This window comes from Haloarcula sediminis, assembly GCF_035656455.1.
GTDB lineage: Archaea > Halobacteriota > Halobacteria > Halobacteriales > Haloarculaceae > Haloarcula > Haloarcula sediminis.
Window position 1 is genome coordinate 66,274 of sequence record NZ_JAYMGA010000009.1, and the last position, 26,046, is coordinate 92,319.

General features: G+C 68.3%; 30 protein-coding genes. 13 read left to right on the forward strand and 17 right to left on the reverse strand.

Features of this window, described 5'->3' with window-relative positions; all coding sequences use genetic code 11:
- The first annotated feature begins 4 nt into the window (after window positions 1-4).
- The 3 genes from VJ162_RS15375 to VJ162_RS15385 all read left to right on the forward strand — a co-directional run bounded on the left by VJ162_RS15375 (window position 5) and on the right by VJ162_RS15385 (window position 3,167).
- Window positions 5-1,237: a HEAT repeat domain-containing protein gene (locus VJ162_RS15375; protein ID WP_324665532.1), complete on the forward strand. Its 1,233-nt coding sequence runs from the start codon at window positions 5-7 to the stop codon at window positions 1,235-1,237.
- Between the two features lie 80 nt (window positions 1,238-1,317).
- Complete coding sequence (locus tag VJ162_RS15380) at window positions 1,318-2,187, forward strand: CheF family chemotaxis protein (RefSeq protein ID WP_324665533.1); 870 nt, start codon at window positions 1,318-1,320, stop codon at window positions 2,185-2,187.
- Window positions 2,188-2,327: 140 nt separating this feature from the next.
- Window positions 2,328-3,167 carry an ABC transporter permease subunit gene (locus VJ162_RS15385; protein ID WP_324665535.1) on the forward strand — a complete coding sequence of 280 codons (840 nt, stop codon included), beginning with the start codon at window positions 2,328-2,330 and terminating at the stop codon, window positions 3,165-3,167.
- 29 nt (window positions 3,168-3,196) lie between these two features.
- Here the strand turns inward: VJ162_RS15385 and VJ162_RS15390 are convergent, their stop codons facing one another.
- From VJ162_RS15390 to tenA, 3 genes are read right to left on the reverse strand one after another with little or no spacing between them, the layout of a single operon-like run.
- Window positions 3,197-4,705 (reverse strand): sodium:solute symporter family transporter, encoded by a 1,509-nt coding sequence (locus tag VJ162_RS15390; RefSeq protein WP_324665536.1) that lies wholly within the window; start codon window positions 4,703-4,705, stop codon window positions 3,197-3,199.
- Window positions 4,705-5,466 (reverse strand): TenA family protein, encoded by a 762-nt coding sequence (locus VJ162_RS15395; protein WP_324665538.1) that lies wholly within the window; start codon window positions 5,464-5,466, stop codon window positions 4,705-4,707. The genes VJ162_RS15390 and VJ162_RS15395 overlap by 1 nt, the downstream gene beginning before the upstream one ends.
- Window positions 5,463-6,128 (reverse strand): thiaminase II, encoded by a 666-nt coding sequence (tenA, locus tag VJ162_RS15400; RefSeq protein ID WP_324665540.1) that lies wholly within the window; start codon window positions 6,126-6,128, stop codon window positions 5,463-5,465. Before tenA ends, VJ162_RS15395 begins: the two co-directional genes overlap by 4 nt.
- Window positions 6,129-6,235: 107 nt before the next feature.
- Here tenA and VJ162_RS15405 point away from each other — a divergent pair, with 107 nt between their 5' ends.
- The gene (locus VJ162_RS15405; RefSeq protein ID WP_324665542.1) at window positions 6,236-7,162 is read left to right on the forward strand and encodes a thiamine-phosphate synthase family protein; all 927 of its coding nucleotides are present in this window, start codon (window positions 6,236-6,238) and stop codon (window positions 7,160-7,162) included.
- Window positions 7,163-7,388: 226 nt separating this feature from the next.
- Here VJ162_RS15405 and VJ162_RS15410 read toward each other — a convergent pair whose 3' ends face one another.
- From VJ162_RS15410 to VJ162_RS15425, 4 genes are all read right to left on the reverse strand, one after another.
- Window positions 7,389-8,267: a CheF family chemotaxis protein gene (locus tag VJ162_RS15410; protein WP_324665544.1), complete on the reverse strand. Its 879-nt coding sequence runs from the start codon at window positions 8,265-8,267 to the stop codon at window positions 7,389-7,391.
- Between the two features lie 96 nt (window positions 8,268-8,363).
- On the reverse strand, window positions 8,364-8,792 hold the full coding sequence (locus tag VJ162_RS15415; RefSeq protein WP_324665546.1) for a DUF7112 family protein: 429 nt from the start codon (window positions 8,790-8,792) through the stop codon (window positions 8,364-8,366).
- Window positions 8,793-8,831: 39 nt separating this feature from the next.
- On the reverse strand, window positions 8,832-9,218 hold the full coding sequence (locus VJ162_RS15420; RefSeq protein WP_324665547.1) for a 30S ribosomal protein S6e: 387 nt from the start codon (window positions 9,216-9,218) through the stop codon (window positions 8,832-8,834).
- A gap of 136 nt (window positions 9,219-9,354) precedes the next feature.
- A complete protein-coding gene (locus VJ162_RS15425) occupies window positions 9,355-9,777 on the reverse strand; it encodes a dCTP deaminase/dUTPase family protein (protein WP_324665548.1) in 423 nt (140 codons plus the stop codon).
- A gap of 237 nt (window positions 9,778-10,014) precedes the next feature.
- Between VJ162_RS15425 and VJ162_RS15430 the strand changes: the two genes are divergently transcribed.
- Entirely contained in the window at window positions 10,015-10,446 is a 432-nt protein-coding gene (locus VJ162_RS15430; protein WP_324665550.1) for a DUF5807 family protein, read from the forward strand.
- Here the strand turns inward: VJ162_RS15430 and VJ162_RS15435 are convergent, their stop codons facing one another.
- The 4 genes from VJ162_RS15435 to VJ162_RS15450 form a co-directional block, all read right to left on the reverse strand.
- On the reverse strand, window positions 10,447-10,899 hold the full coding sequence (locus VJ162_RS15435) for a hypothetical protein (protein WP_324665552.1): 453 nt from the start codon (window positions 10,897-10,899) through the stop codon (window positions 10,447-10,449).
- 140 nt (window positions 10,900-11,039) lie between these two features.
- Window positions 11,040-11,273, reverse strand: coding sequence for a hypothetical protein (locus tag VJ162_RS15440; RefSeq protein ID WP_324665554.1), 234 nt, complete (start codon window positions 11,271-11,273; stop codon window positions 11,040-11,042).
- A gap of 132 nt (window positions 11,274-11,405) precedes the next feature.
- Entirely contained in the window at window positions 11,406-12,479 is a 1,074-nt protein-coding gene (locus tag VJ162_RS15445) for a DHH family phosphoesterase (RefSeq protein WP_324665556.1), read from the reverse strand.
- Window positions 12,480-12,657: 178 nt separating this feature from the next.
- Entirely contained in the window at window positions 12,658-13,128 is a 471-nt protein-coding gene (locus tag VJ162_RS15450; RefSeq protein ID WP_324665557.1) for a universal stress protein, read from the reverse strand.
- 105 nt (window positions 13,129-13,233) lie between these two features.
- On the opposite strand from VJ162_RS15450, the gene VJ162_RS15455 reads away from it, so the two are divergent.
- The gene (locus VJ162_RS15455) at window positions 13,234-13,671 is read left to right on the forward strand and encodes a universal stress protein (RefSeq protein ID WP_324665661.1); all 438 of its coding nucleotides are present in this window, start codon (window positions 13,234-13,236) and stop codon (window positions 13,669-13,671) included.
- On the opposite strand, the gene VJ162_RS15460 is transcribed toward VJ162_RS15455, so the two are convergent.
- Together VJ162_RS15460 and VJ162_RS15465 are read right to left on the reverse strand one after the other, a co-directional pair.
- Window positions 13,668-14,189, reverse strand: a complete 522-nt coding sequence (locus VJ162_RS15460; RefSeq protein ID WP_324665559.1) for a GNAT family N-acetyltransferase — start codon at window positions 14,187-14,189, stop codon at window positions 13,668-13,670. The two genes, VJ162_RS15455 and VJ162_RS15460, sit on opposite strands and share 4 nt — an antisense overlap.
- Window positions 14,186-14,557: a universal stress protein gene (locus VJ162_RS15465; protein WP_324665560.1), complete on the reverse strand. Its 372-nt coding sequence runs from the start codon at window positions 14,555-14,557 to the stop codon at window positions 14,186-14,188. The genes VJ162_RS15460 and VJ162_RS15465 overlap by 4 nt, the downstream gene beginning before the upstream one ends.
- 191 nt (window positions 14,558-14,748) lie before the next feature.
- On the opposite strand from VJ162_RS15465, the gene VJ162_RS15470 reads away from it, so the two are divergent.
- Both VJ162_RS15470 and VJ162_RS15475 read left to right on the forward strand, forming a co-directional pair.
- Complete coding sequence (locus VJ162_RS15470) at window positions 14,749-15,390, forward strand: DUF5806 family protein (protein ID WP_324665562.1); 642 nt, start codon at window positions 14,749-14,751, stop codon at window positions 15,388-15,390.
- Window positions 15,380-15,796: a hypothetical protein gene (locus VJ162_RS15475; protein WP_324665564.1), complete on the forward strand. Its 417-nt coding sequence runs from the start codon at window positions 15,380-15,382 to the stop codon at window positions 15,794-15,796. Before VJ162_RS15470 ends, VJ162_RS15475 begins: the two co-directional genes overlap by 11 nt.
- A gap of 50 nt (window positions 15,797-15,846) precedes the next feature.
- On the opposite strand, the gene VJ162_RS15480 is transcribed toward VJ162_RS15475, so the two are convergent.
- Both VJ162_RS15480 and VJ162_RS15485 read right to left on the reverse strand, forming a co-directional pair.
- Window positions 15,847-17,202 (reverse strand): dihydroorotase, encoded by a 1,356-nt coding sequence (locus tag VJ162_RS15480; protein ID WP_324665566.1) that lies wholly within the window; start codon window positions 17,200-17,202, stop codon window positions 15,847-15,849.
- 24 nt (window positions 17,203-17,226) lie between these two features.
- Window positions 17,227-17,925, reverse strand: a complete 699-nt coding sequence (locus VJ162_RS15485) for a lipoyl protein ligase domain-containing protein (RefSeq protein WP_324665567.1) — start codon at window positions 17,923-17,925, stop codon at window positions 17,227-17,229.
- A 194-nt stretch (window positions 17,926-18,119) separates the two neighbouring features.
- Between VJ162_RS15485 and VJ162_RS15490 the strand changes: the two genes are divergently transcribed.
- Window positions 18,120-18,947 (forward strand): hypothetical protein, encoded by an 828-nt coding sequence (locus VJ162_RS15490; RefSeq protein ID WP_324665568.1) that lies wholly within the window; start codon window positions 18,120-18,122, stop codon window positions 18,945-18,947.
- A gap of 7 nt (window positions 18,948-18,954) precedes the next feature.
- Here the strand turns inward: VJ162_RS15490 and VJ162_RS15495 are convergent, their stop codons facing one another.
- Window positions 18,955-19,527 (reverse strand): cysteine hydrolase family protein, encoded by a 573-nt coding sequence (locus VJ162_RS15495; protein WP_324665569.1) that lies wholly within the window; start codon window positions 19,525-19,527, stop codon window positions 18,955-18,957.
- Window positions 19,528-19,602: 75 nt separating this feature from the next.
- Here VJ162_RS15495 and VJ162_RS15500 point away from each other — a divergent pair, with 75 nt between their 5' ends.
- Together VJ162_RS15500 and VJ162_RS15505 are read left to right on the forward strand one after the other, a co-directional pair.
- Window positions 19,603-21,054, forward strand: a complete 1,452-nt coding sequence (locus VJ162_RS15500) for an Hvo_1808 family surface protein (RefSeq protein ID WP_324665570.1) — start codon at window positions 19,603-19,605, stop codon at window positions 21,052-21,054.
- Window positions 21,047-22,372: an Hvo_1808 family surface protein gene (locus VJ162_RS15505; RefSeq protein ID WP_324665571.1), complete on the forward strand. Its 1,326-nt coding sequence runs from the start codon at window positions 21,047-21,049 to the stop codon at window positions 22,370-22,372. The genes VJ162_RS15500 and VJ162_RS15505 overlap by 8 nt, the downstream gene beginning before the upstream one ends.
- 37 nt (window positions 22,373-22,409) lie before the next feature.
- Here the strand turns inward: VJ162_RS15505 and VJ162_RS15510 are convergent, their stop codons facing one another.
- Window positions 22,410-23,162, reverse strand: a complete 753-nt coding sequence (locus tag VJ162_RS15510; protein WP_324665572.1) for a DUF3592 domain-containing protein — start codon at window positions 23,160-23,162, stop codon at window positions 22,410-22,412.
- A 117-nt stretch (window positions 23,163-23,279) separates the two neighbouring features.
- On the opposite strand from VJ162_RS15510, the gene VJ162_RS15515 reads away from it, so the two are divergent.
- Entirely contained in the window at window positions 23,280-24,434 is a 1,155-nt protein-coding gene (locus VJ162_RS15515) for a nicotinate phosphoribosyltransferase (protein WP_324665574.1), read from the forward strand.
- 316 nt (window positions 24,435-24,750) lie between these two features.
- Window positions 24,751-26,022: a sugar ABC transporter substrate-binding protein gene (locus tag VJ162_RS15520; RefSeq protein WP_324665576.1), complete on the forward strand. Its 1,272-nt coding sequence runs from the start codon at window positions 24,751-24,753 to the stop codon at window positions 26,020-26,022.
- Window positions 26,023-26,046: the final 24 nt, after the last annotated feature.

Below are 26,046 nucleotides of genomic sequence, written 5' to 3' on the forward strand. Positions count from 1 at the left end.
CACGATGAGCCTCTACCAACTCGAACGCGACGGCGACGTCCAGGAGCTCATCCGCGTGTTGCGCGAAAGCGACAAGGAGCGGGTGCAGCTGCGCGCGGCCGAGCTGCTCGGCAACTTCCCGGACCACGACGACCGCAAGGACGTTGTCAACGCCCTCGTCGGCGCGGCCGAGAGCGACAGCGACGCGGTGACCGCCGCAGCCATCGACTCGCTGGACGAACTCGGGGGCAACGCCATCGAGCAGCTCATCGGGAGTATGGCCGGCGTCGACCTCGACGCGGACGCCGCCGACTGGGTCAAAGCCAAGGCGTTCATGCAGGCACTGGATGCGGATATCCCGGAGTTACGGATGGCCGCGGCGAACGGGCTGGGACGGCTAGAGCAGGCCGACAGCGTCCCGAAACTCACCGAGCGATTCGAGGACTCGGACCCCCGCGTCCGGGCCCGCGCGGCCCGCTCGACCGGGAAAATCGGGGACTCGCGGGCGACCGGGGCACTGGAGTCGCTGCTTTCGGACCCGAAAGCGGCGGTGCGCCGGGAGGCCGCCGAGGCGCTTGGCAACATCGGGAACCGACAGGCCCTGCAGACCCTGCTACCGATGTACGAGGACGACAACGAGCGGGTCCGACGCATCGCCGTCGGCGCCTTCGGCAACTTCGAGAACGACAAGCCGGTCGACTATCTCGTCGAGGCCCTCTCCGATGAGTCGCCCGCCGTCAGGCGGACCGCCGTCTACTCGCTCATCGAGTTGCTCTCGAACGTCCCGACCGACCGGAGCCACGACATCCGGGAGACCGTCGTCGAGAAGCTATCGAGCGAGGACGACCAGAGCATCGTCGTCCCGCTGGTGGAGATCCTAGACGAGAGCACCCAGACCGCCCAGCGGCGCAACACCGCCTGGTTGCTCGGCCGGGTCGCCGGCGAGGACGGGCGAGGCCGTGTCCTTGACACGCTCGTCGAGGCCCTGGAGGACGACGACCAGATGCTCCGGCAGTTCGCCGCCACTAGCCTCGCCGAACTGGGCGGCGAGGACAACATGGTCGAGCGCCGGCTGCTGAAACTCGTCGAGGACGACGACGTGGACCCGGAGGTAAAAGGCCAGGCCATCTTCACGCTCGGGAAGGTCGGCGGCGAGCGCTCCCGGAAGACGCTGGACAGGCTCATCGACGACACCGAACACGACATCGTCCGGAAGAAGGCGTTCTCGGCCATCTCGAAGCTCGGGGGGCGGATATGAGACGCGTGTGGCCGGAGCGGCCAAGGAACGACGGGGCGGGGCGATTAAGACCCGGCGGGACGTACACTCTGTTCGGGTAGATGAGCGGGGAACACGCACTGGTCGACACCAAGGGGAAGTTCGTCCAGGTGGTCATGGACGGGCGCAAACGCAACGACATCGAGTGGCTACCCGGCCGCATCCTGCTGTCGAACAAGCGCCTCGTGTTGGCGACCAACGACGGGAAACGCACCATCCCGCTGTCGAAACTCACCAGCGTCACCGCCAGCCAGATGAACCAGCCCCTGGCGCAGGTCGAGGGGTACGTCAAGCTCCAGGCCGGCCGGGACGCGTGGCTCGTCTCCCCGAAAGCCAGCGAGGAGTTCGAGGAGGAGCTGTACAAGACGCTGCTGGACCACATCGTCGTCCTCGTGAAACACCCCGCGGTCAAAGGCGGCGTCGTCACCGAAGCCACCTGGGAGAAAGCCCGGTTCAAGATCGACGACGAGCAGGAGGACACGGTCAACATCGCCATCTCCAGCGGGACGTTCGTCGAACTCGACATCGACGATGTGGGCACCGTCGAGCAGAAAGAAAAGGAGATACGCGGGAAGGAGCGGCCGCTGCTGGAGGTCGAACACACCATCGACGGCACCTCGGTCGAGACCCACATCTCCGGGTCGCCCCGCCACATCTCGCTCATCGGCGGCCTCGTCCGACAGGGCGAACAGCGCAACGCCGCCGACGACGTCGACCTCTCGGACGAGGAGACCCAGGTGCTGATGGCGCTGTACTCGGGCATCTCGCCGTTCAAGATTCCGGAGTTCGTCGACATGGAGATAGAGGAGGTCGAAGCGGTGTACGACCGGCTGATGGAGGCCGATATCCTAGAGCCCGTCCGGACCCGCCGCGAGGTGCAACTGGAGGCCCGCGGGCGCGCGATCGCCGGCGACGCTATCGCGGACCAGTGAGCGGGCGCTCGGGCGAGCGCCACCGGTGTCAGCCGCGACGTGCCGGAACGGAGCCACCTGTGCCGTCGCCACTGTCCCGGCAAAGGGGCTGATACAGTCAACCGAAGAACATTTGCCGCGGCGCTGGTCAACGTTCTGACATGGGCGTCACGGCGGTCGCGAAGAAGGACTTTCGCGACTCGATTCGGTCGTACACACTGCTTGGCCTCGTTCTCTCGTTCACTGCCTTCGCAGCGGGCCTGGCCGTGATTCAGTGGGTCCCGCCGCTGTACCGGGACAGCACCGTCGAGACGAGTACGCTGGCGTTGTTAAACAGCATGCGGCAGCCGACGGTGTTTTTCGTCCCGCTTATCAGCCTCGCAGTCACGTACAACACCATCGCCGGCGAGCGCGAGAGTGGCAGTATGCGCCTCCTGCTTGCGCTTCCGAACTCGAGACGGGACGTCGTCTTCGGGAAATACCTCGGACGGACCAGTGTCCTCGTCGTCGGGCTACTGGTCGGCTACGCCGTGGCGGGGCTCGTTGCACTCCTCACGTACGAGTCGTTCGACATCGCCGTATTCGGCCTCTATACGGCACTGACGCTGTTTTACGGCGCGGTGTACACCGCTCTCGCGACCGGGTTTTCCGCCGGCATGGACTCGCGGTTCAAAGCGCTCGCGGGTGCGAGCGCGCTCTATTCGCTCTTTCTCCTCGGCTGGGACGTGCTGTTGCTGGTCTTGCAGTTGCTCGTCTACGGGCAGGACATTCCGGAGGGCGGGCTGCCGGACTGGTTCAACTTCATCGGGCTGCTCAACCCGTCGACAGCGTTCATGCACGCCGCCCGCGCGGTCATCCCGGAGTACGCACAAATAACGTTCTATCCGGAGTCCAGCGCGTTCTACCTCCAGGACTGGGTCGGCTTTGTCGTCCTCGTCGTCTGGGCCGTGGTACCGCTGACGCTCGGGTATCTCCGGTTCGCCCGGGCGGACATCCAGTGACAGGGCCGTCGTCTCGGCGCTCTATCGCCTCACTCGCTCGCTTCCTCGCCGCCGTCGGCCATCGCCGTCGGTCCCGTCTCTGAGAGACGCTCAAGGTCGAACGTCGACGAGGAGACCCGCACAGCGACGAGCGTGCCGACCGTCGAGGCGACCGCGGCCCCGCCGAAGGCGGACAGGTACAGCGGGTCCGCGGCGGGCAGCAGCTCGCCGACGAGCGGTATCGCGGTCCAGACGCCGCGGAAATCGGGGAAGTACGCTACCCCGACCGCGAGCCCGGCGAGGCTGCTTGCGAGGGCGCCCCGACCGGTGAGCCGCCGGGAGTAGAGGCCGGCGACGAGCGGCACGGCGACGGCGGCTCCGAGCAGGTCCGCAAAGAAGAACAGCCGGAGCACGCTGCGCGCACGGAGACTGACGTAGATGGCGGCGACGCCGACCACGAGGGTAAGGAGGCGCGCGCCCAGCCGCAGCGTGCGGTCGTCGGGGTCCGCGAGCAGCCGCGGGAGGTCGGCGGTGACGAGACTCGCGAGCGCCGAGAACAGCGAGTCGACGGAGCTGACGACCAGCAAGAGCGCGAGCAGGACGACGGCGAGCAGGACGCCCTCCCCGAAGGCGCTCTCGACGAGCAGGAAGAAGGCCACGCCGGGGTCGGCGGCGGCCCCCGGAGCGTGACCGACGGCGACGATGCCGAGCGCGGCGGCGACCATCACGACGGTCCCGTTCAGGACGGTTGCGCTTTGGAACCCCCGTTCGACCGTTTCCCCGTCGCTGCCGGCGTAGATTCGCTGCCACCACGTCTGGTTCAACATCTCGGCCCCGAAGATGGCGAAAGACAGCGCGAGGCCGAACTGCAAGCCGGCGGCGTTCGTCGGGTCCAACAGCGCGGGGTTCGCCGCGGCGACGCCGTCGTACACCGCGGTCGGCCCACCCAACACGACGACGATGCCGCCGACGACGACGGCAAGCAGCGGCACGACCAGTACGGCCTGGACGGTGTCGGTGACGATGGTCGCCCGGAGCCCGCCATAGCCCGTATAGAGGAGGACGAACCCGCCGACCAGCAGGGCGGTCTGGTACTGCGGGACTCCCGCCACGAGCGAGAGCGCGTTGGCGATGCCCGTGAGTTCAGCGGCGACGAAGACGAACATATAGAGGGCGCTCACGAGGACGACGAAGCCGTACATCGCCGGCCCGTAGCGGGCGTGGGCGTACTCGGTCAGCGAGTGGCCCGCGGGCAGGAGTTCCCGGACTCGCGGGCCGACCTTCGAGTAGACCAGCATCGGGACGGCCTCGCCGATGCCGTAGCCGACGACGGCGGCGATACCGAAGCCGGCGCCGGCCTCGGGGGCCGAAAACAGTATCCAGACGCCCATCACCGAGGCGACCAGCGTCGCCGTCAACCGGCGGTCGCCGACGGAGTTTCTCGCCGTGAGGAAGTCGTCAGTCGAACCGTCCTGTCCCCGGGTGTACCACATGCCGATACCGGCGAAGGCCCCGAGGGTCACGACGGTCAGCCCGAGCGCGAGCGTGCTCCCGACCATCAGTCCTCACCCCCGCTCCCGGCGCCGGTCCGCCCGTCGCCCGACTCGTACGCCGCGTCGAAAAAGGCGGCTTCGAGGGCCACGGTTCGGGCAAACAGCTCCGCGAGACGGGCCTGGCGGCGCTCGCTCGCGGCGGCGCCCTCGCGGTCAAGTTCCGTACGGAGCCAGCCGACGAAGGTCTCGAACTCGGAGACTGCGTGCAGGTCTATCCACTCCTGTAAGTAGAAGCGGTCGGGGCCGCTCCCGGCGGCGAGGTCGTCGTCGGTCGCCCACGAGAGATACACCCACTCGGCGGGCACCAGCACGGCGAGCGTCTCGGCGTAGCCGCCCTCGCGGGCCGCCCGCAGGAGGAGGTCACGGAACGCGGCGGTCGTCTCGGTCACCTCGGGGTCGACGTAGTCGGGTGCAGGGACATCCAGCGTCGCGAACGAGCGCTGGAAGTAGTCGTCCTCGTCGTCGGTGACCGTCCCCAAGAAGTCGACCAGCCGGGACTTTGCGTCCATCGTCGGCGCGTCGCCGACGGCGTGGCCGAAGGTCCCGACGAGGGTCTCGACGAAGGCGTAGTCCTGTAGGAGATAGCGGCGGAAAACGGCGTCGTCGAGGGTGTCGGCGTGGAGTTCGCGGGCGAACCGGTGGCGAGTGGCCGCGTCCCAGTCGCCGCCCGACCGAGCGCGGAGCCAGTCGGTAAAGCGGGGGTCGGTTCGGTCGGCCGCCCAGTCGGCGTAGGTGGCCGGTGCCGTCGCCGGGTCGTCGCCGCTCATATCCCCCACCCCTCCTCGCGCCAGGCGGCGTCCCAGAAGCGGTACTCGTAGCGGGCCGACATCCGGAAGATATCCCGATAGCGCTCGCGCTCGGCCACGGTGGCGTCGGCGGCCACGTCGTCCATCAGCCCTTTGCACCACTCGGTGAGCTCGGTGAAGTCCTCGCCGGCGTACATCGCTATCCACTCGCTGTAGCCGTCGTGGTCGGGGCGCCCGGTGGCATCAAGTCGCCGGGCCGTCTCGTTAAAGCCCCACATACAGGGCAGCAGGACGGCGACCAGGTCGCCGAACGTGCCGGTGGCAGCGGTCCGGACCAGGAAATCCGTGTACGCCCGCGTGGTCGGGGACGGCTCGGTGGCTTCGAGGTCGGCCCCGCTGATACCGAATTCGGCGGCGTACGCGCGGTGGAGGTCCATCTCCGTGTTGAGAGTGCTGTCCAGCAGTTCGGCGAAGGTTCCCATCCGTTCGAGGTCGGGGGCGTTGGCCGCGCCGAGCGCGAACACGCGGGCGTACTCGACCAGATAGAGGTAGTCCTGGCGGACCCAGTAGCGGAAGGGCGCCTCGTCTAGGGTCCCCTCGCCGAGCTGCTCGACCATCGGATGGGCGACGATCGCGTCCCAGACGGGGTCGCCCACCTCGGCCAGTTCGTCGGTGAAGCTCATGGGCGACTGTGGGTGGTCCGGCGTGATATAAGCTAGTGGTATAATCCGCTTATACAGCGTCGGCGGCGGGCCGACATTATAAGCCGGCGCTTCCCAAAGGCCCGGGTATGTCGCTCCGGCTACCAAGCGAGATCGTCGTCGAGGACGTGGTGCCGACGCTGCGTGCGCTGTTGGCCCGCGAACTCGCCGACCGCGGACTGACCCAGGAGGAAGTGGCCGGCCACCTCGGCGTGACACAGGCGGCCGTCTCGACGTACGTCAGCGGCGAGCCGGAGCTGGAACCGCGGATTGTGGACCACCCACGGACCGCGGCGACCGTCGAGTCGGTCGCGACGGGGCTGGCCGGCGGGGAGATGGACGGCTACGACGCGCTGGCCGAGATACTGGAACTCGTCCGGGCCTTCGAGGACCGCGGCCCCATCTGCGAGCTCCACGAAGAGGCCATGCCCGGTCTAGAGGGGCTGGGCTGTGACCTCTGTGTCCGTGGTACCAACCCGGAGCTTCGGACCGAACGCGCCGTGCTAGACGACGTGCGCGAGGCCGCCCGGATACTGGCGACCAGCCACGGCGTCGCCGCGGCCATCCCCAACGTCGGGACGAACGTCGGCACCGCGCTCCCCGACGCGACGGGCGTCGCCGACGTGGCCGCGGTCCCGGGCCGCATCTACGAGATGGGGGGCAGGGTCGAGGTCCCCGCCAACCCCGAGTTCGGGGCCTCCGAACACGTCGCGACGACGATTCTTTCCGCCATGGCCGTCGACGGCGAGCGCCGCGGCGCCGTCAACCTCGCCACCGACGACGCGCTGCTCGGGGCGGCCGAGTCACGCGGTCTCGACCGCCTGGAGTTCGAGGCGGGCTACGAGAACCGCGGGCAGCGGCTCACCGAGCAGTTCGAGGCCCGAGCGGCAGTTCCCGACGTGCTGTATCACCGCGGCGCCTTCGGCATCGAACCCATCACGTACGTCCTGGGTGAGACGGGCGCCGACGCCGCACGGCTGGCGGCCGAACTGGTCGCGGACGCGGCGGAGGGGTAGCGGTGCGGTGGGCCGGGCGGGAGTGGTGCGACGGCTGTCGCACCCGAGCGCCGACGGGGAAGGGCAGGCTCAGCGAGGGGAGCATCCGGCGAGCAAAGCGAGCCGGTTCTACCGCGGCGCGCGGACTGGCGCGCCGAAGGCGCAAAAGGAGCACGCCGCGATTTTTCCCCAAGTTTTTGCCCGAACGAGCGCGGCAACGCCGCGCTCGTGACGGTGCAAAAAGTGGTTAGGCATTAACGTCCTCCAGGTGCCGGCTCGCGACGACCTGGCCGGTCGGGGTCAGCGTCGGGCCGTCGGCGCCGTCCTGAATGAGGCCGTCCTCTTCGAGGTCCTGCAACAGCATTGACACCTCCGAGGAGTCCTTGCCGAGGATGGAGGCCAGTGGCATCCCGTCCATGTCGCCGGTGGAGTAGATGGCCACGAGCACCTCCTTTTTCCCTTTGGTGAGGTCGACGTTTTTGAGCTGTTCCATGAGCTCGGAGTACTCCCGGCGGAGGTAGCGCCCGAGGATGGACATCTTCCGACTGGAGGCCAGCGCGGCCTCGGTGGTGACGGCGGTGCCGTCCATCATGTGCCGGACGACGAGCACCGGCCGGTCGGCGCCGCGTATCTCCCGTGAGGTGCGTTCGAAGTCCGAGACCGTCTTGAGGTCGACGACGAAGCTCCCGTCGTTGCGGCGGAACTCGACGGAGCCGGGCTTGAGAAAGAGGTTCGCCCGCTTGAACCCCTCGTCGGTGACGCGCCCGCCGACGCGGGCCCGCTCTCTGACCGTGGTCCCGGTCCCGTTGATGATGGCCTTGAACAGGACGGTCCCGAACTTCTCTATCTTCTCGTCGTCGGCCTCGATGGCGGCGACGAGGCGCTTGCCGTTCTTCTCGAAGGCGACGGTCACCGTCGACCGGAAGAAATCACCCAGGTCCGGCGGCACCTGGCCGATGGCGATATCGAAAATCGAGTCGAGCGGAATCGTCAGCTTGTCGTCCTCGCTCGCGGCCAGTACCAGCCGCTTCTGGGAGAGGACCACCCGCCCCTTGATGGGGTCGCTACGGCTGGCCACCTCGGAGTTGAACTGGCCGACGAAGTCCGCGATGACGGATTCCGACATTCACTCGGTACCGACACTACAGCGGCCCGGATATTGAGCGTTTCGCGCGAGTATCATCTCGAAAAACGGGACAGTCCGGTGCCCCGGGCATCGCTGTCAGCCGTCCAGGTCGCTCGCGATGTCCGACAGCGACGAGTCGGGAGCCGCCGTCGCCGTGTAGACGACGCGCCGGCCGGGCGTTCGCAGGCCGTACTGGTGGGCCTCGGTGACGACGTCCAGGTGGGCCGACCCGCCGACGGAGACGTCCGCGTCGGCGACCCACTCGGCGAGGCGGTTCTCGCCGTCGCGTTCGCGGGCCAGCCGGCGGTTGTCGGCGGCGTGGGTGATTGTGGGGTCGCCGTCGAGACTGGTCTCGACGCGGGCCTCGTGGCTGTCGCCATCGAGCACGAGAGAGACCACGTCGCCGTCGCCCAGCCCGAGGTCGTCGGGGAGGACGACACGGGGGCGGCCGGTGCGACCGACGGCCTCGATTGGGACGCGGTGAGTGTCGACCGCGTCGTGGTCGCTGGGGACGCGCTCACTCATGGGCGTTCCGTGCGGTACTGAGACGGGTTCGGACGGGGGTCAATCCTCGTCGCCGAGCAGCTCGTCGACGTCGTCGCTGCCGCGTCCGACGATCTTGGCGTTGATCTGTCGGGTCTCGTCGCTGACTTCTCGGCCGCGGATGGTGATGCGCTTGCGCTCGCCGTCGGTGGTCGGCTCGAAGCCGATGCCGCCGTCGGACATGATCGACTTCGTCGCGACGCCGCGCACGTCGGGTCGCATCGGTCGGCCGGCCGTGTCCGAGCCGCCGGTCAGTTCGAGCGTGTAGCCGTCGAGCCCGACGGCGCCGCCGTCGACCTCGTCGCCGAGTTCGAGACCGATAAAGCGGTTGGCGTCCTGTCCGTCGACCTCGATCTGATACGTGTGGCCGCTCTCCGGATCGGAGACGGCGACCGTGAATTCAGCCATACGTCAGTTCAGTCCATCACGCGCCAAAAACGCATCGAACCGTCCGCGGGACTCCCCAGTCCCTTCCCGCCGCCGCTCTCCGCGGCGCTAGCGGATGGGTACTGCCGGTTGTCCTCCTGATTCCGGCCGCGCCGCTTTAGCTATCGGCGGCGACGATGGTGCTCACGCGCGCGTTCTCTTTGAGTTTCAGTCCCGCACCCCCGACCGACAGCGGGACTCGCGGCAGTTCCGCCACGCACAGCGTGGGGTGGGTCGCCCCGCGTTCGAGCAGTTCGGTCCGGGGCTGAACGGTCACCGTCGCCTCGCCGGTCAGGGACTCGTTGAATGCGAGGAGATACTGCCCCGCCCCGAGTTCCCACCACTCGTAGTCGTCGTCGGGGTCGCGCTTCTCGGCGTCGTGGGCCACCGTGGTGGCCGGTTCGAGTTCGCCGCCGCCGAAGTCGATACGCCCGGGCCCGACGACCTCGAACACCTCGGCGACGGTGAGGTCGAACCCGTCTCCCTCTGTCTGGGTCGGTTCGTGGACGACATCCGTGACGTAGTCGCTGAGTTCGGGCATACGGCCGGGTTCCGGCGCTCGCCCCAAAACTGTGGGGGCACTAGCGAGGGTTCGACAGAAGGGAGAACCCTCGAGGCGAGCGGAGTGGGACCGAAGGTCCCGCAGGCAGTCGGGCGGCACGGCCGCCCGACGACGGGAGGGTCCTCGTAACGGAACGGGGAACGGAGTGACCCGTGGTGTAGTGACCCGCGAGCAACAGAGCGGGGGGCTTTTGGGCGCTGGACGACTCTCACCGGCATGAGCAACCACGCCGAGTTCCTTGCGGGCGAGCGACCCGACGACGTGCTCTTTTTCCTCCACGAGGACGCCGTCTCGAACCCCGGCGCGCTTTCCGACTACGCCGACAGTGTCGATGACGGGTTGGTGCTGGTACTGCCGGGCGACAACGGCCGGGACGCCTTCCAGTCCGCCACCGGTATCGACCCGATGGGACTGGCCCAGGAAGCCATGCAGACCGACGGTGAGATACACGACGACTGCACCGACGCGAACTGCCCCGTCGCCGAGGAGGAACCCGAGGAGAACCACACCACGAAGTTCGTCTTCGCCTTCGCCGAGGCACAGAACGAAGAGGTGGGCGGGCTCTACGCCGAGGGCGACGTCATCCACGCCTACGCGGTCTGTGCGTGTGGGGAGCGCTACTCCGATAAGTGGGTCGCCGAGGGATAGCTACGGCGAGCGGCGGGACAACAGGATCGGTTCGGCCAGTCGGACGAGCAGCGCCTTCGGGAGCGCGGTGAGGACGCCCCCCTCGTGGCGGTACGGCACGCCGACCTCGTCGCGGGTGACACCGTGGCGGAGGTGCTGAACGCCGTCGAGGAGGAACCAGCCACCGAGAGCCGCGCCGAGGGCGGGAATCCACAGCGGTGTCGTCAACGTCACCGCGTAGCCGGTCGCAGCCAGAATCAGGAGGCCAAAGAGCGCGTTGCCGGCGTAATCCCCCACGGCGGCGTCGGCGAGGTCCGTCGCGAGGTGCAACACGAGAAACCCGGCGGCCGCCGCGACGGCGTAACTGAGCGAGCCATCGAGCACGTAGATGGTCGCGGCCACGGCGATGGCGTTTGTGACCGCGCCGAAGAGGCCCAACTCGCCGGGAACGAACCGCTGGAGGGGCGTCGACATCGGTTCGGTGCTCGGACGGCGAGCCTATCAGCGTTGTGCAGGAGAACTGTCGAACGAAATCAGCGACGAGCCAGACGCCAACAATGTCGAGCGTGTGTCCAAGGAGGTCATCGCCGTCGGCCGGGGCGGTACCCGACCGCTCAGGTGAGAGAGGCGAGTCCGGCGACCAGAAACCCCAGACCCACAGCGGCGGTTACGAAGCCGCGGATCCGGTTCCACCGCCGGGCCTTTGCCGCCGCTGCCGCCGGGTCCGAGTTGATAGCGTTCGGTGAGACCGCCACCGAGTCCGGCATGGCGCCCGGGTACGTGAGGATGACCGCGCCGATTGCCAGCAAGACGAGTCCGAACAACAGCAGGGGGACAGCCGCGCTCACGGACACATCTGTCTCCGAGTTGAGGTTTATTCGTTCCGGTACGGCTACTGCCGTCCCGTTCTCGCTGTCCGGCCTTCCGAACCCGCACGGACCACGCCCCGGCCGGGAGTGGTCACACGTCGCGTGGGAACTCTATTCAGCCGGCTCGTCGGGCAGCCGCCTGAACGCGTCGACGATGGCCTGTTTCGCCACCGCCCCGTTGGTCGTCCAGTGGTGGGCGTAGTCCATCATGTCGTCGTAGATGTCGGGTTTACAGCCCGCGGCTTTGGGATGGCCGCCGCCGTTGACCTGAGCCGCGACCTCGTGGGCGCGCTCGAAGTTCTCGGTGCCCCGGATCGAGGCCGACCCGGCGGGTTTGACGATGACGGCGGCGTCGGCCCCCCGCTCGCGCAGCGCCTCGGCGACCTCGTTCTGCGAGCAGCGGCCGTAGGTGACGCCGACGGTCCACTCCCCGACCTCCCGCAACTCGGCTCGTTCGACGGCCTTCTCGATGAGGGCCTCCTTCTCGACGCGCTTCTCCGCGAGGAAGTCATGAACTTCGGGCGAGAGGCCGGGGCCGTGCTCGGCGACGGCCTCGATGTACTCCTCGGGCTCGGCCCAGTAGGAGAAGTCGGCGAGGTCGTCGCTGCGCTCGTCGTCGCGAATCCAGAGGTCGTGGTCCCGCGTCACCGCGGCGAGTTCGGCCCACTGCTGGCCGAAGTCGTAGTCGAGCTGTTCGAGGGCCACGTCGGCGGTACAGACCTCCTCGCTGTCGCCGACCGTGCGCTCGACGCCCAGCCGGTCGACGACTGCGCCGAGGTCGTCGTCCCACTGGTGGTGGTCGAACCACGCGACGCGCTCTACCCGTTCCGTGAGGTCGTCGAGTGCGCCCAGGTCGGACTCGCTGTCGGGACAGAGGTCACAGACGTAGACGGTCGCCGCGGGCTCGGCGTACTCGGCGGCCCACGCCAGCGCTTCCTGGAGGTTGTGCGGGCCGGCCGGAAGCAAGGCGCCCTCGCCACGGGCTTGCCGAACCAGGGCAGTGCATGCCAGCCCGTCGGCGTCGGGGTCGGCGATGACCACGACGTCGGCGCCGTCGAGCGTCTCCGCGGCTTCGGCCTCCCGTTTCTCCTCTTCGAAGGAATCCGGATAGAAAAACCCCTCACCGGGCAGAACTGATTTGCGGCCGATAGAGAGGCGGTCGTCGTCGATGAGCCAGTCGTCCATGTCCACACCTGCCAGTCAGCGGCAATGAAGCCGGCGGTCCGGATTTCGCGCGGCGAAATCCGGAGCATGAAGACGAACTGGTGAGTCTTCAGCGGTCCAGCGGTCGGGGACGCACTGGCACGCAGCGAGCCGTCGGCGGTCCCGACCTCGAAGCGAGAGACGAGCCGGTGGCTCGGCCTCAGACCGCCTCTCGCTCGGGGTTGGCCTCACCCTCCAGCTGGCGGACCGAAAGCACGGGCATGGGAGCGTTACGGACGATCTCCTCGGCGACGCTGCCAAGCAGGAAGGCGTGGTCGCCGTGGCGACCGCGGGTCCCGGTCGTGATGAGGTCGGCCGCAACCTCGTCCGCGTAGGCCTGAATCTCGGCGGCCGGGTCGCCATCACGGACCGCGGTGACGACATCGGCGTCGGTCTCGCCGTCGTTCGTGGCCGCCTCCCGGACAAAGGAGAGCGCGCGGCCGCCGGTCGTCGCCAGGGCTCGTTCCAGTACGTCCTGAACGTCGTCGGGGGTGGACTCGACCTCACCCTCGTCGACGACATACAGCGCGTGGACGGTCGCGTCGAACTTCCCGGCGAGGTCGAGCGCGGCTTCGACGGCCCGCTGGGCGCTGCCGGAGCCATCCGTCGCGATGACCACCGTATCGAACATACCTACCGTTGGTCGGCCGACGGTGAAAAAGCCCGTCCATTGGACACAGTGACACCTGCGAGCGATGGGATGGCTTTTTCCCCGGGCCGTTCACAGACAGTGATGATGGACATCGACCTCGTGCTTGTCCCGGTCGACGGGAGCGATCGGTCCAAGCAAGCCGCGGAGTACGCGACCGCCATCGCAGAGCGGTACGACGCCGACCTCCACCTCCTGTTCGTGCTGGACGAACGGCTCCGGCGGGACATCGACAAGGGGACCGTCGACCCCGAATCGGTCGCACAGGACCACCGGGAGTTCACACAGCGGGTACGGGACCGCTCGCACGAACTGGGCCACGACGTCACCCTCGACACCTCGACGGCGACGGCCTTTTCACAGAAGCGGCTGATGCAAAACCCCGGCAGCGTCGTCCTCGACGTGGCGGAAGACGTCGAAGCGGACTTTCTGGTCATCCCGCGGGCCGCAAGCAGCGACGACGCCGTCGGCCGGGCGGCGACGTACGTGCTCGAATACGCCAGCCAGCCGGTGCTGTCGGTCTAGAGCCGGATACTCATCTCTATCTCGAAGCTCTCGGCCTCCGTCGTCTCGAAACCGACCTTCCGGTACAGCGCGACGGCGGGGTCGTTCCACCGCTCGACGGTCAGCCACACGTTCTCTAACCCCTCGGACTGGGCCAGCCCAAGCAGCGTCTCGACGAGCTCGGTGCCGATACCGGCCCCCTGGAACGACTGCAGGACGAATATGGCGAGCTCGTACTCGCCGTGGCTGTCGGGCACCAGCGTGGCGTGGCCCGCGACGCTGTCCTCGTGGACCGCGGCGACGTTCAGCGTGTCCTCGCTGAGGATGGTGTCGAGCCAGTCCTCGATAGCCTCCTCCCGGGACGGCGGGATGCCCTGTGCCCGGTCGGCCGGGTCGAAGGCGACGTACATCTCGAGGATGCTCTCACGGTCGGCCGCGTCGGCCGCGACGATCTCCACGTCACGTCCCTCGCGGTCGGTGACGGTGCGGGGCGGTCGCGGGAACTCGTCGGCCGGTTCGTCCGGATACTCTCGGGTCATCGGATGAGGGTCACCGGCATCTGGGAGTTCAGCAGGACGAACTCGACGATAGCGCCGAGCTGTATCTTGCCCAGCGTCGAGCGCTCGCCGCCACCCAGGACGATGCGGTCAAACCCTTCGGTCTCGGCCAGCGAGACGAGCTCGCTTCCCGGTGTCTCGCCTTCGAGGCGGCGTGTATCCACCGCGAAGTCCGTCTCGGCGAGTATCTCCTCGACCCGCCGCTGTATCTCCGCGATGTCGGCGCTCACCTCCTCGCTGTCGAAGATCGCGACGGTCAGCTCGTCGCCGGCCGTCCGTGCGCGCTCTATCGTCTCCTCCAAGGCCTGATACGACAGCTCACTCCCCCCAACACCGAGTAGAATGTCCATGTAGGGGCATTCCCGTCATCTGTCAAAAATCCCGGTGGCACGTCCTGAAGCCCGTTCGGGACGTACAGTCGCCGTTGAAAAGCAATGCAGGGCCGAATCCGCCACAGCACCAGCGTCGACATCGTTGCGACCGGGACGATAGCTGGGTGGCGGGCGATACGCTTTTTCGCCGCGGGGACACAGAGTCGGCCATGACACCGCCGCCCGAAGACGAGGAGCCGACACGGGTCGTCTCGTCCCACGAGCCGGACGAAGGGGATGAAAGCGAGTCCCCGGACCCCCAGCCGACGGAGTCGAGCGCCGTCCCCGAGGACGTGCGGAAGTACGAGCGCTTTACGAAGATAGAGAGCGGGACCTACGACCGCGCCAACGAGTTCCTGCGCGAGCGGACCTACATCACCGCCCGGGAGTGGGCCATCGCCCGCCTCTGTGCCGACTTCCGGACCGAGACGGGCGTCGAGATGACCAAAATCGGCGAGAACCTCCCCGAGCTCGTCCCCTTTATGACCGACACGTACACGCCCCAGGCGGTCAACCAGGCCCGTGCGTCCTTCGAGGAGAAGGTCCGCAAAGCCGGCGCGACCTTCCTCTATGGCGCGATGTCGGATTTCTTCACCGCCGAGGAACTGGACGACGTGATGTACGAGTCGACGGAGGTCGCGAAGTTCCTGCTGGAGGTCGAGGGCGTCGACCTCGCCGTCGAGGACGAGATGGAGGCCGAAGACCGCATCTCGACGGTGATGCGGGAAGTGCGGGAACACTCGGCGGCGCTGCGCCACGACGAGGTGTGTTGCCCCGAGTGTGGCCACGAGTTCGGTGTCGATGAGAAGTGAGGAGCTGTCGGTCCTGCAGTCGGACCTGTTCCTGGCGGCCCTCATGCTCGGGACCGGGCTGTTCGCCGGGGGAAGCGAGGCCGTCCGGGCGGCCCCCGTGGTCGGTGTGACCATCGGCGCGCTCATCGCCGTCTCAGTGTATCTCGCGGAGCACGATGTCGTGCCGGGAGTCTACCCCGAAGTCGCCACGGTCGCGGCCTTCCTCGTCACTGTCGCCGTCGGCGTCGGGTTCGTCCTCACGCGGTCGGCCTCGGCCGCGGTCGTCGGCGCCGCGGCGCTGAGCGGCGGCGGCGCCGGAGTCGTCGTCTATCGGCTCCTCTTCGGCGTCTTCCTGCCAGTGCCGGCGTATCGGCTACGGAAAGACGAAGAACCCGAAGCGACGGTAGAGACCGAACGGGACCACTAGCCAATACGTGCCCAGCACGGCCGGGAGGCCGCGTCGGCCCGTCTGAGCGCCTACCGGATAAGCTCGCCGTCGGCGTCACGGGCGTTCTCGCCCGCGTGGTCGTAGAACACGTCCCCGTCGGGGTCGTCTCGCGGGCTCCGCTCGCTCGACGCTTCCGGGGCACTTCCGGCCCCGCTGCGCTCGAACACCGTCGTCCCCCGGACCATCGTCCACTCCGGGAAGACGGCGTCGAACCCCTCGAAGGGCGTCCAGCCGCAGTCGGTGTGGCGCTCCTCGGCCCTGATTTCGGTCGTCTCGGTGGTGTCGACCAGCACGAGGTCGGCGTCCTTGCCGGGCTCGATGGCGCCCTTCTGGGGGATATCGAAGACGGCCGCCGGGTTCGCGGCAGTGAGGTCGCGTACCCGCTCGTACCCCAGAGCAGTGTCGGGGTCGGCGGCCTCTGCGAGCAGGAGCGGCAGCGCCGTCTCGACGCCCGGCACACCGGAGGGGGCGTCCCAGATGCTCGCGTCCTTCTCCGCCTTGGTGTGGGGTGCGTGGTCCGTCGCAATCATGTCGACGGTGCCGTCGACAACCCGTTCGTACACCCCGCGACGGCGCTTCTCGCGGCGCAGGGGCGGGTTCATCCGCCCGTAAGTGTCCAGTTCCTGCAGGTCGCGCCGCGAGAGCAGGAGGTGGTGGGGCGTCACCTCCGTCGTCATCCCCGCGTCCGCGGCGATGTCGATGCCCTCCGGCGTCGAGGTGTGGGCGATGTGGATGCGGGCGCCGACCTGTTGGGCGGCCTCGCAGGCACGCCGGACCGCGCGCTCCTCGGCCTCTGCGGTTCGGTAGGCGCTCCAGGCGTCGGCGTCGTCCCGGACCGTCGCGTCGTCGTTGAAGTAGTCGGCGTCCTCGGCGTGGACCGTCACCGTCACGCCAGCGTCGGTGGCCGCCGCCAGGGCCGCTTCGAACAGCCCGCGCTCGATGCCCATATCCCCCGTCGAGTCGGCCAGGAACACCTCGCCGAGCGCGAACAGCCGGCGCTCGAACAGGCTCTCGGGGGCCCAGTCGGCCGTGACGCCGCCGTTGATACCCCAGTCGACGAGCGAGTCTGCGGCGAACTCGGTCTTCTCGTCGAAGGCCGCGCCGTCGACGGTCGGCGGGTCGGTGTTTGGCTGGTCGACCACGCAGGTCACGCCGCCGGCGGCCGCGGCGCGGGAGCCACTCGCCCACGTCTCCTTGTGGGGATACCCCGGCTGTCGGAAGTGGACGTGTGCGTCTATCATCCCCGGGAACAGCCGCTTGCCCGAGACGTCGACGGTGCGCTCGTCATCGACCGAGAGACTCCGTCCCACCTCGGCGATGGTCTCGCCGCGCACCCGGACGTCCCGCTGTCGGCCGTCCGCGAGTGTGGCGTTGCGGATGAGCATACCCACCCTGGGCCGGGCGAACCCCTAAGTGTCCCGGATACGGTCGCAGGCGGTGACCGTTCGGGCGCCGACGAGTGCCGTCGTGAGGGCGTCGATTACCCCCGCGGTATCGCCGCCGGCGCGGGCGACGCTCCCGACGGTGTCCGGGTCGAACGGAACGTCAAGCGCGTCGTAGACGGGGGCAAGCACATCGGCGATAGCGGCGTGGTCGCGGACCACGACGATACCGGCGATCAGCGCCACGGCCTGCCGGACGCGCTGGGCGATGCCGACGAGCTTGCCGTCGGCCTGCAGGGAGTGGGCGCCGGGACAGAACGAGTCGGTCGGTTCGCCCGCGCTGGCCTCGACGCCGACGGTCGCGAGGGCGCGCTGGACGGCCCCGCTCACGCGGTCGTACCGGTGACCGATGCCCCCGCGGCCGGCGGGGCGCTCGCGGCTCTCGCCCGTCGGCTCGGCGAGGGCAAACGCCACCGTGGAGCCGGTGTACGCGACCGCGCGGCCGCCGACCTCCCGTTCGAGGACGGCATAGCCCCGGTCGCGGGCCGCCCCACGGGCCCTGTCGTAGCCCTCGGCTCGTCGGTCCCGTCGACCGAAGGCGACCTGGCGGTGCGGGCACCACACTCGCAGGGCGGGCTCGGCGTCGTCGGCGGCCCGGGCAACCATCCGACGGGTCCGCTGGTAGTCGCGTTCGGGGTCGCTGGCCCGCCCCCGGAGCAGTCGCATAGTGTCGGTAGCCGGCGGATGAACTAAACTCCCGCCGGTAGCGAACAGGCGACACGGCGTCTCGCGGCGGGCTGTGTCGCACTCCCGCGGGACCCGCCGCGACAGTGTCTCAGTGCATACGCCGCCATGGTCCCACTATCGCTTATGAACCCTCTGACGACAGGCACATACTGGCCCGTTCCCAACCGGGGGCAATGGCCATCACCGTCCCCGAAGGGGTGCTCCGGCAGTACTACCGGTTCTCGCTGTACAACTCCCCGTTCGCCGCCCACGACGAGGGCTGTGCCATCGACCTCTACCCCGAGGGGGAGCGAGCGCCGTCGCCGGTCGGCGGCGAGATACTGGAGACGAAGACGGTGCAGGCACCGCCACGGCCCTACGCCGCCGAGGAGGACCACCTGATTCTGGTCGACACCGGCGACTTCGTCGCGCGCCTGCTCCACGTGAAACCGGGGGTCGAGCCCGGGGACAGCGTCGCCGTGGGCGACGACCTCGGCGAGCTCGTCCGGGCGGGCTTTTTCGCGCCATGGGTACCCAACCACATCCACCTCGGATTCCGCGGGCCCGACGCGAACCCCTACCGAGCGGCCGGCTCGCTCCCTGTCGAGGCGGGCGTCGACATCGATGGGCTGGCGTGGGACGGGACTGGGACCGTCGTCGAGGCAGGCGAGACGTGGGCGCGACTGGACTCGCCCACCCATCCCCAGCCGGGCGAGCGGTTCGTCGGGCTGTCAGCGGGTGGGGGCGGCGTCCTCGACGGCGGGTTGCCCCACTACGAGCGCGGCGGCGTGCTTGGCGGGGAGGGCAACGGGACGGCCCGCCTGGCGGGCCAGCGAGTCGGCGTGGCCGAGGGGCGCACCGTCGTCTGGGACGACATCGCGGTGCTGGCAAACGGTGAGCCCGTCACCGGCGTGGCGCTGTACTGTTCGCGCGACGACGCCGGCGTGAAGCTGATCGGCGAGAACGTGGCCCTCGCGGTCGGCGAGCGGGTCGAGGTGACCGTCAGTCGCGGCGGGGCGTGAGCAGCCCTCACTCGAAGTCGACCGCGCGGCGGTCGGTCACCTCGCCGAACAGCCAGTCGGCGTGCTCTACGGCGTACTCGCGGTGGTCGTCCTCGATGAATCCGATGGCGTCCTCGACGAGGATAGGACGGTAGTCCCGCAGACCGGCGCTGGAGGCCGTATGCAACACACAGACGTTCGCGAGCGTACCACAGACGACGAGGTCCTTGATGCCGTGGGCGTCGAGCCACCCCGCCAGCTGGGTCTCGTGGAAGGCGTCGTAGGTGTGTTTCTCCACCACGAGGTCATCCTCCCGGGGGGCGAGTTCCTCGACCAGTTCGGCCTCCCACGAACCTTCGAGGACGTGTTCGCCCCAGCGGTCGAACTCGTCGTAGTAGTGGGCGTCCTCGAACTGCTCGGGCGGGTGGACGTCGCGGGTGAAGACGACGCTGGCGCCGGCGTCGCGGGTCCGTTCGACCAGCCCGGCGACGGGCTCGATGGCGCCCTCGCTGTCCGGTGCGTAGAGGCTCCCGTCGGGGTGACAGAAGCCGTTCTGCATGTCGACGACCACGAGGGCCGTCTGTCGCGGGTCCAGTTGCATACGGGTGCGTTCGGGCGCGACCCCTACGAACCTTCGGGCGTGTGACTTTTGACCGTGCCACCCCAGGGTTTCTCAATGCGACGTGAGCTTGCGGCCGTCTGCTGTGCGGTGGTGCTCCTCCTCGCTGGCTGTCAGGGGCTTGGCGCGGGGACTGGCGGCGAGACGCCGACCGGAACCGAGTACACCAACACCACTACAGTGGTGCTCGACGGCGAGAACCTGACCGAAACCACCCGTCCGGACCCCGAACGCGACCGTCTGGGCTGGGAGAACGGCTACTGGCACAACGACTCGCTCGACGTGAACAACACCGACGGGCTCAACGAGAGCGAGCTATCGGCCGTCGTCAACCGATCGATGGCCCGCGTCGAGTACGTCCGCGGGCTGGAGTTCGAGGGGGACGTTCCCGTCAGGACCGTCTCGCGGGCGGCCTACCGGAACCGGAGCGCCAATGCGAGCCACGGCGACGCGCTCCGGACCTTCGACAACGCGAAGTTCGAGGCGCTGTTCCTCGTCGGCGAGGACACCGACTCCATCGAGAGCCAGGAACGCACGCTCGGCGACAGCGTCCAGGGGTACTACAGCCCGACGCATGACGAGATCGTCATCGTCACCGATTCGGAGGCGCCCCGGATCGGCGAGAAGACCCTCTCACACGAGCTCGTCCACGCGCTCCAGGACCAGCAGTTCAACCTGTCGAGCAACGCCAGCACGCGGGACGCCCTGCAGGGGCGCAACGCACTCATCGAGGGCGACGCCCGCACGACCGAGACCGCCTACATGGACCGCTGTGGGTCGAACTGGTCGTGTGTCACGGTCGACCAGTCGGGCGGCGGGAGCGGCCTCGCGCATCTCGGTGTCTTCTATATGCTCTATTTCCCCTACAGCGACGGGACATCGTTCGTCGCCGACCTGCGAGAACGGGGCGGCTGGGAGGCTGTCGACGCCGCCTACGACGACGTGCCCGACGGCGCGCGCGAGGTCATCACCCCGGCCGACTACCCCGGGTGGGAACCCCGCAACGTGACCATCCCGGCGCCACCGAGCGGCGACTGGGAGCGGGTGCGTCCCTCGACCGACCGCGACCGGCCCGACTACGCCACCGTCGGCCCGTCGGCCATCGCCGCGTCGCTGGCCTACACGACGGACGACGGCTACAACGACTCCTCGGTCGTCAGCCGGTCACAGCTGGCCGACTACCGGACCGTCGACACCGACCCGTACAACTACGACCTGCCGGGAACGAGCGGCTGGGACGGCGGCCGGATGCAGGTGTATACGAACGACGGCGAGACGGGCTATATCTGGCGGACAACCTGGAGCGACAACGCGTCGGCCGAGCGGTTCGCGGCCGCGTGGGAGCGAGTCATCCAGCACTGGGGCGGCGAACGCACCGCCGAGCGGAACTGGCTCATCGGCGAGGGGAGTCCGTTCGCCGACGCCGTCGCCGTCCGCGTCGACGGCGACACCGTCACCGTGGTGAACGCTCCGACGGAGGCGGAGCTGTCCGAACTGCACGATGCGTAGGGCACTCGCGCTGTGTCTCGTCGTGGTCCTCGCGCTCGCGGGCTGTTCGGTACCCTTCGTCGGCCACCCCGAGGAACCCCCCGGCGGGGACACGATCGGCTGGGAGAACGGCTACTGGTACGACGACCCGGTCGACGTGACGACGAGCGACGGGCTCAACGAGAGCGAGCTGGAGGCCGTCACCGCCCGGGCGATGGCCCGCGTCGAGCGCATCCGCGACCGGGAGTTCGAGTCGACGGTCCCCGTGGAGGTCATCTCGCGGGCGGAGTACCGCAACCGCTCGGGGGCGGGCGGGAGCGCCGGACCCGGCGGGGACCCCTGGAACGACCAGGTGTGGGAGTCGCTGTTGCTCGTCGGCGAGAGCGAGGGAAGCGACGAGGCAATCAGCGACACACAGAGCGAGTCGGTGCTGGGGTACTACTCCCCGGGACAGGACCGCATCGTCATCGTCAGCGAGAGCGAGACGCCGGTCGTCGACCGGCGGACACTCTCACACGAACTCGTCCACGCGCTCCAGGACCAGCAGTTCGGCCTCGGCGGGTCGCCCGCGACCCAGGACACGCAGCTGTCCCGAAACGGCGTTGTCGAGGGCGAGGCCAACTACATCCAGAACACCTACGAGCAACGCTGTGGGGACCGCTGGCGCTGCATCGAGCGGCCTGACGACGGCAGTAGCGGCGGGGGCGGGGGAGGCGCCCGTGACAACCCCGGCGTCTTCACCGTCATCATCCACCCCTACATCAGCGGGCCGAGGTTCGTCGATAGCGTCTACGAGGGCGGGGGCTGGGACGCCGTCGACGCGCTCCACGGCGACTACCCCGACAGCTCCGAGCAAGTCATCCACCCCGAGCGCTACCCCGACGAGGCGCCCGTCTCGGTGACAGTCCCCGACCGGTCGAACGCCGAGTGGGACCGTTTCGACCGCGACCCCGTCGGCGACACGGTCGGGGAGGCCTCCATCTTCGCGACGATGTACCACAACGACCGGACGAGCGCCGACCGCTACAGCTACGTGAGCCGGCCCTCGGAGGGGTGGGCTGGGGACACGGTCGTCCCCTATCGCGACGGCTCGGGTGGCGGCGGCTACGTCTGGGAGAGCCGGTGGGACACCGAGCGCGACGCCCGGCAGTTCGCGGACGCCTATCGGGGCGCGCTGACCGAGGAACACGGCGCCAGCAACCCGCGGGGGGACGTCTACGTGGTCTCCGAGGGCCCCTTTGCGGATGCCTTCCGCGTCGTCCGCGAGGGCCGGACGGTCCGAATCGTCAACGGGCCGACGGTTGCCGACCTGGACGGGATTCACCGTTCGGGCGGGTGAGTCGTCGTCCTGGTGAGCGAGGCGGCCACCGAGACAGCTACGCGTCCAGCAGGCGCGCAAAGCCCAGCCGCATGACGCCGGCGACGACGAACATGGGCGTCAGGACCCCCCAGAGGTCGTAGGGCCACCCCGAAGACAGGAAGTAGACGATGGTGACGTCGGCGGTACAGAGATAGCAGAGAAACCAGACGGCTGGGACGGCCCCGCCCCGGACTGGGGCCTGTGCCCCGCCGGTCCAGGTCCGCTGGGTCTCCAGTATCGCGGTCGGGTCGTCGGGGGCGTACGCGACGGTCCGGGGCTCGACGCCGGGTACCCGTTCGAGCAGGTCGATGGGGAACAGGGACGTAAGCGAGCTGACGACCCGCAGCTTCGGCGTGAGCGTGTCCGTCAGGACGAACAGGCCACAGACCAGCAAGACCCCGCCCGGGAAGAAGTTGTAGCGCGGGAGCAGGTGGGCGTCGGTGGGGTTCTCGGGGTCGTAGTAGACCGTCGTCGTCCCGGCCGTCGGTGGCAGTACCGAGTCGAGTCGCTCGCGATTGCCCGTGGCGATGCCCGTTCCGGCGGCGACGTTGTCGCCGCTATAGCGCTCGCCATCGACCGTGTAGGTGTACGTGACGTTCGGGGCGTACGCCGCGTCGACGGCTATCGTCTCGATTTCGGCGTGCTCCACCGTGCCGGTCGTCGACTCGTAGCCGCTGATGCGGTGGTACTGGCTCGCGGCCAGTGCGCCCCCGGAGACCAGCAGCGCCAGACCGAGGATGAGTCCGAGCGCGCGGGGCGGACTCAACATATGTCAATCTAGGTCCGTATCGTGGAAAATTTTCCGACAGTGCGTGTCGCTCGCACGGCCGACGCCGGCGATTCACTACCCGCCCGTTTTTTTCACCACGGCGCTAACACCGCCGTAATGACCGAGACGTTCGACATCATCTCACCGGAAGCGATCAAGTCGGGGCGCGCGACCGACGCGTACTTCGAGCGGACGACAGAGGCGCTCGACCACGCGGGCCGAAACCCCGATGTCGTCGCCGAGGTGACCGCCGACCAGTTCCCGACCGGCACGTGGCACCTGCTTGCGGGGCTGAGAGACGCCGCGGCGCTTCTGGAGGGGCGGGCCCTCGACGCCGACGCCCTGCCCGAGGGGACCCTGTTCGACGGCGGCCCGGTGATGCGAATCGAGGGAAGCTACCGGGAGTTCTGTCGGCTCGAGACCGCCCTTCTTGGCTTCCTCTCACACCCCACGGGCGTGGCGACGCGCGCCCTCGAAGCCCGCCGGGCGGCCCCCGACTCGACGGTGCTGTCCTTTGGCTCGCGACACGTCCACCCGTCGCTGGGCGCGCTGGTCGAGCGGTCGGCCCTGCTGGGCGGGCTGGACGGCTTCTCGAACGTCGCCGCGGGCGACGTAATCGGCCGGGAGGCCGGCGGGACGATGCCCCACGCGCTCATGATCTGTTTCGGTCGCGGCGAGCAGGAACGGGCGTGGCAAGCCTTCGACGAGGCGGTGCCCGAGTCGACCCCACGGGTCGCGCTGGTCGACACCTACTCCGACGAGGTCGACGAGGCGCTGCGGGCGGCCGAGGCCGTCGACGACCTCGACGGCGTCCGCCTCGATACGACGGGGTCGCGTCGGGGCGATTTCCGCCACATCGTCCGCGAGGTCCGCTGGACGCTCGACGCCTACGGCCACAGCGACGTCGACATCTTCTGTTCGGGCGGGCTCGGCCCCACGGACCTGCGCGAGCTGCGGGACGTGGCCGACGGCTTCGGCGTCGGGAGCTACGTCTCGAACGCCGACCCGCTGGACTTCGCGCTCGACATCGTGGAAGTCGACGGCGAGCCCGCGGCCAAGCGCGGGAAGCTGACCGGGGCGAAGTCGGTGTACCGGACCGAAGACGGCGGCCACCACATCGGGCTGGCCGGTCACGAGGGCCCCGACGGCGCCGAGTCGCTCATGGAACCGCTGGTCCGGGACGGCGAGGTCGTCCGCGAGATCGACCTCGACGGGGCCATCGAGCGGGCCGCCGCGGACGCCGACCGCGTGGGCTTTGAAACCGGCCAGTAACGCGGCCGACAGCGGGGCTCGTTGTGTCACCCGTCACGCCCGACAGTGGCGACGCCGGGCCGACGACGGCTGCGTATTTTCGACAACTCCCGTGCAGACCAAGGGCAGAATATGCACGAAATGAACAGTATTGTTCACTCACGGCCACCGGCCATCAGTAAAGAATTAGTCCAGATATTCACGCTCCCGCTAATGAGGAGGTTTTAGGCGGCCTATAACCACTAATTCTCGAACGCCGTGGAACAACAGTGGGGTGAGCGACAGTGAACAACTAACCCCATGATTTATAATACGTGAGCTTTTTGTGAGCGTTTGTATGCAAAAGAAGCGTAGCCGAAGTCGACGACGGTTCCTCAAAGGTGCGGGTGTCGCGAGCACAGTCGGGCTCGCCGGCTGTGGCAGTCTCATGGGCAACGGTTCGGAGACCACGGCCGACGAGATCGTGTTCTACAACGCCGGGTCCCTGGAGTTCGACCCCGGTACGGAGGACAACATCAACCGGTTCGAGGAGGAGACCGGTATCAGCGTCGAAGTCAACGAAGTCCCGTGGAACAACCTGAAAACCAGCCTCACGACGATCTGGCGCAATCAGGACTCCCAGGTCGACGCGTTCAACGGCCCGACCTGGTGGCTCGCGGACTTCGTCAGCTCGGAGTGGCTCGAACCGCTCGAACTGGGCGACGAGCACATGGGGAAGTTCCCCGACTCGCTGTCCGAGCTGGTCACGTTCGACGGCAGCACCTACATGGCCCCCGAGTTCGGGAAGTGGGGGACCTACCTCTACGACCAGCAGTACCTGAGCGACCAGGGCTTTGACTCCCCGCCGGGCACGTGGGACGAGGTGCTCAATCAGGGCGAACAGCTCTCACAGGGCGATAAGTCCGGCTTCGCGTTCACCTGGTCGGGCAAGTCCGTGTTCACCTTCAAACAGTTCCTCTACCAGGCCGGCGGCCGACTGTTCAACGACAGCAACGAGCCGGTGTTCCGCGACGGCGGCGTCGAGGCACTGGAGTTCTTCAGTAAGCTCCGCGAGCGCGGTATCAGCCCGGACGGGATATCCAGCCTCGGCGAGGGCGGCATCGGCGACAACTTCGTCGCCGGCCAGTACGCCACCGTTGAGTCGTGGACGCCGCTCGGTTCGCGAGCGCTAGACGAGTGGGAAGAGGGACGCCTCGGGAGTGCCCGACCGCCGGAGGGCCCCGAGAGTCGCGCGACCTTCCAGGACACGAACGGTATCAGCGTCTCGGCGTACTCGGAGCGCAAAGACGCCGCAAAGCAGTTCGCCGAGTTCATGACGACCCGCCAGTCCTGCAAGAACAACATGCTCGTCGAGGGCAACCCCTGTGTCGTCCCCGACGTCTACGAGGACGACGAGATACAAAACGAGTACCCGTCCTGGCTGCTCGAAGACATGCGGTTCAACCTCGAAAACGCAAAGAGCGAGACCTACATGGCCCAGCCACAGGTCGACGACTACCTCAACGAGCAGATCACGCCGGCGCTGCTGGGCAACAAGGACCCCGAGGCCGCGCTCGACGACGCCTTCAGCAACATCGAGCGGCTCTACCAGGACATCGGCCTCATCTGAGCCGGACGGACGGAGATTTTCCAC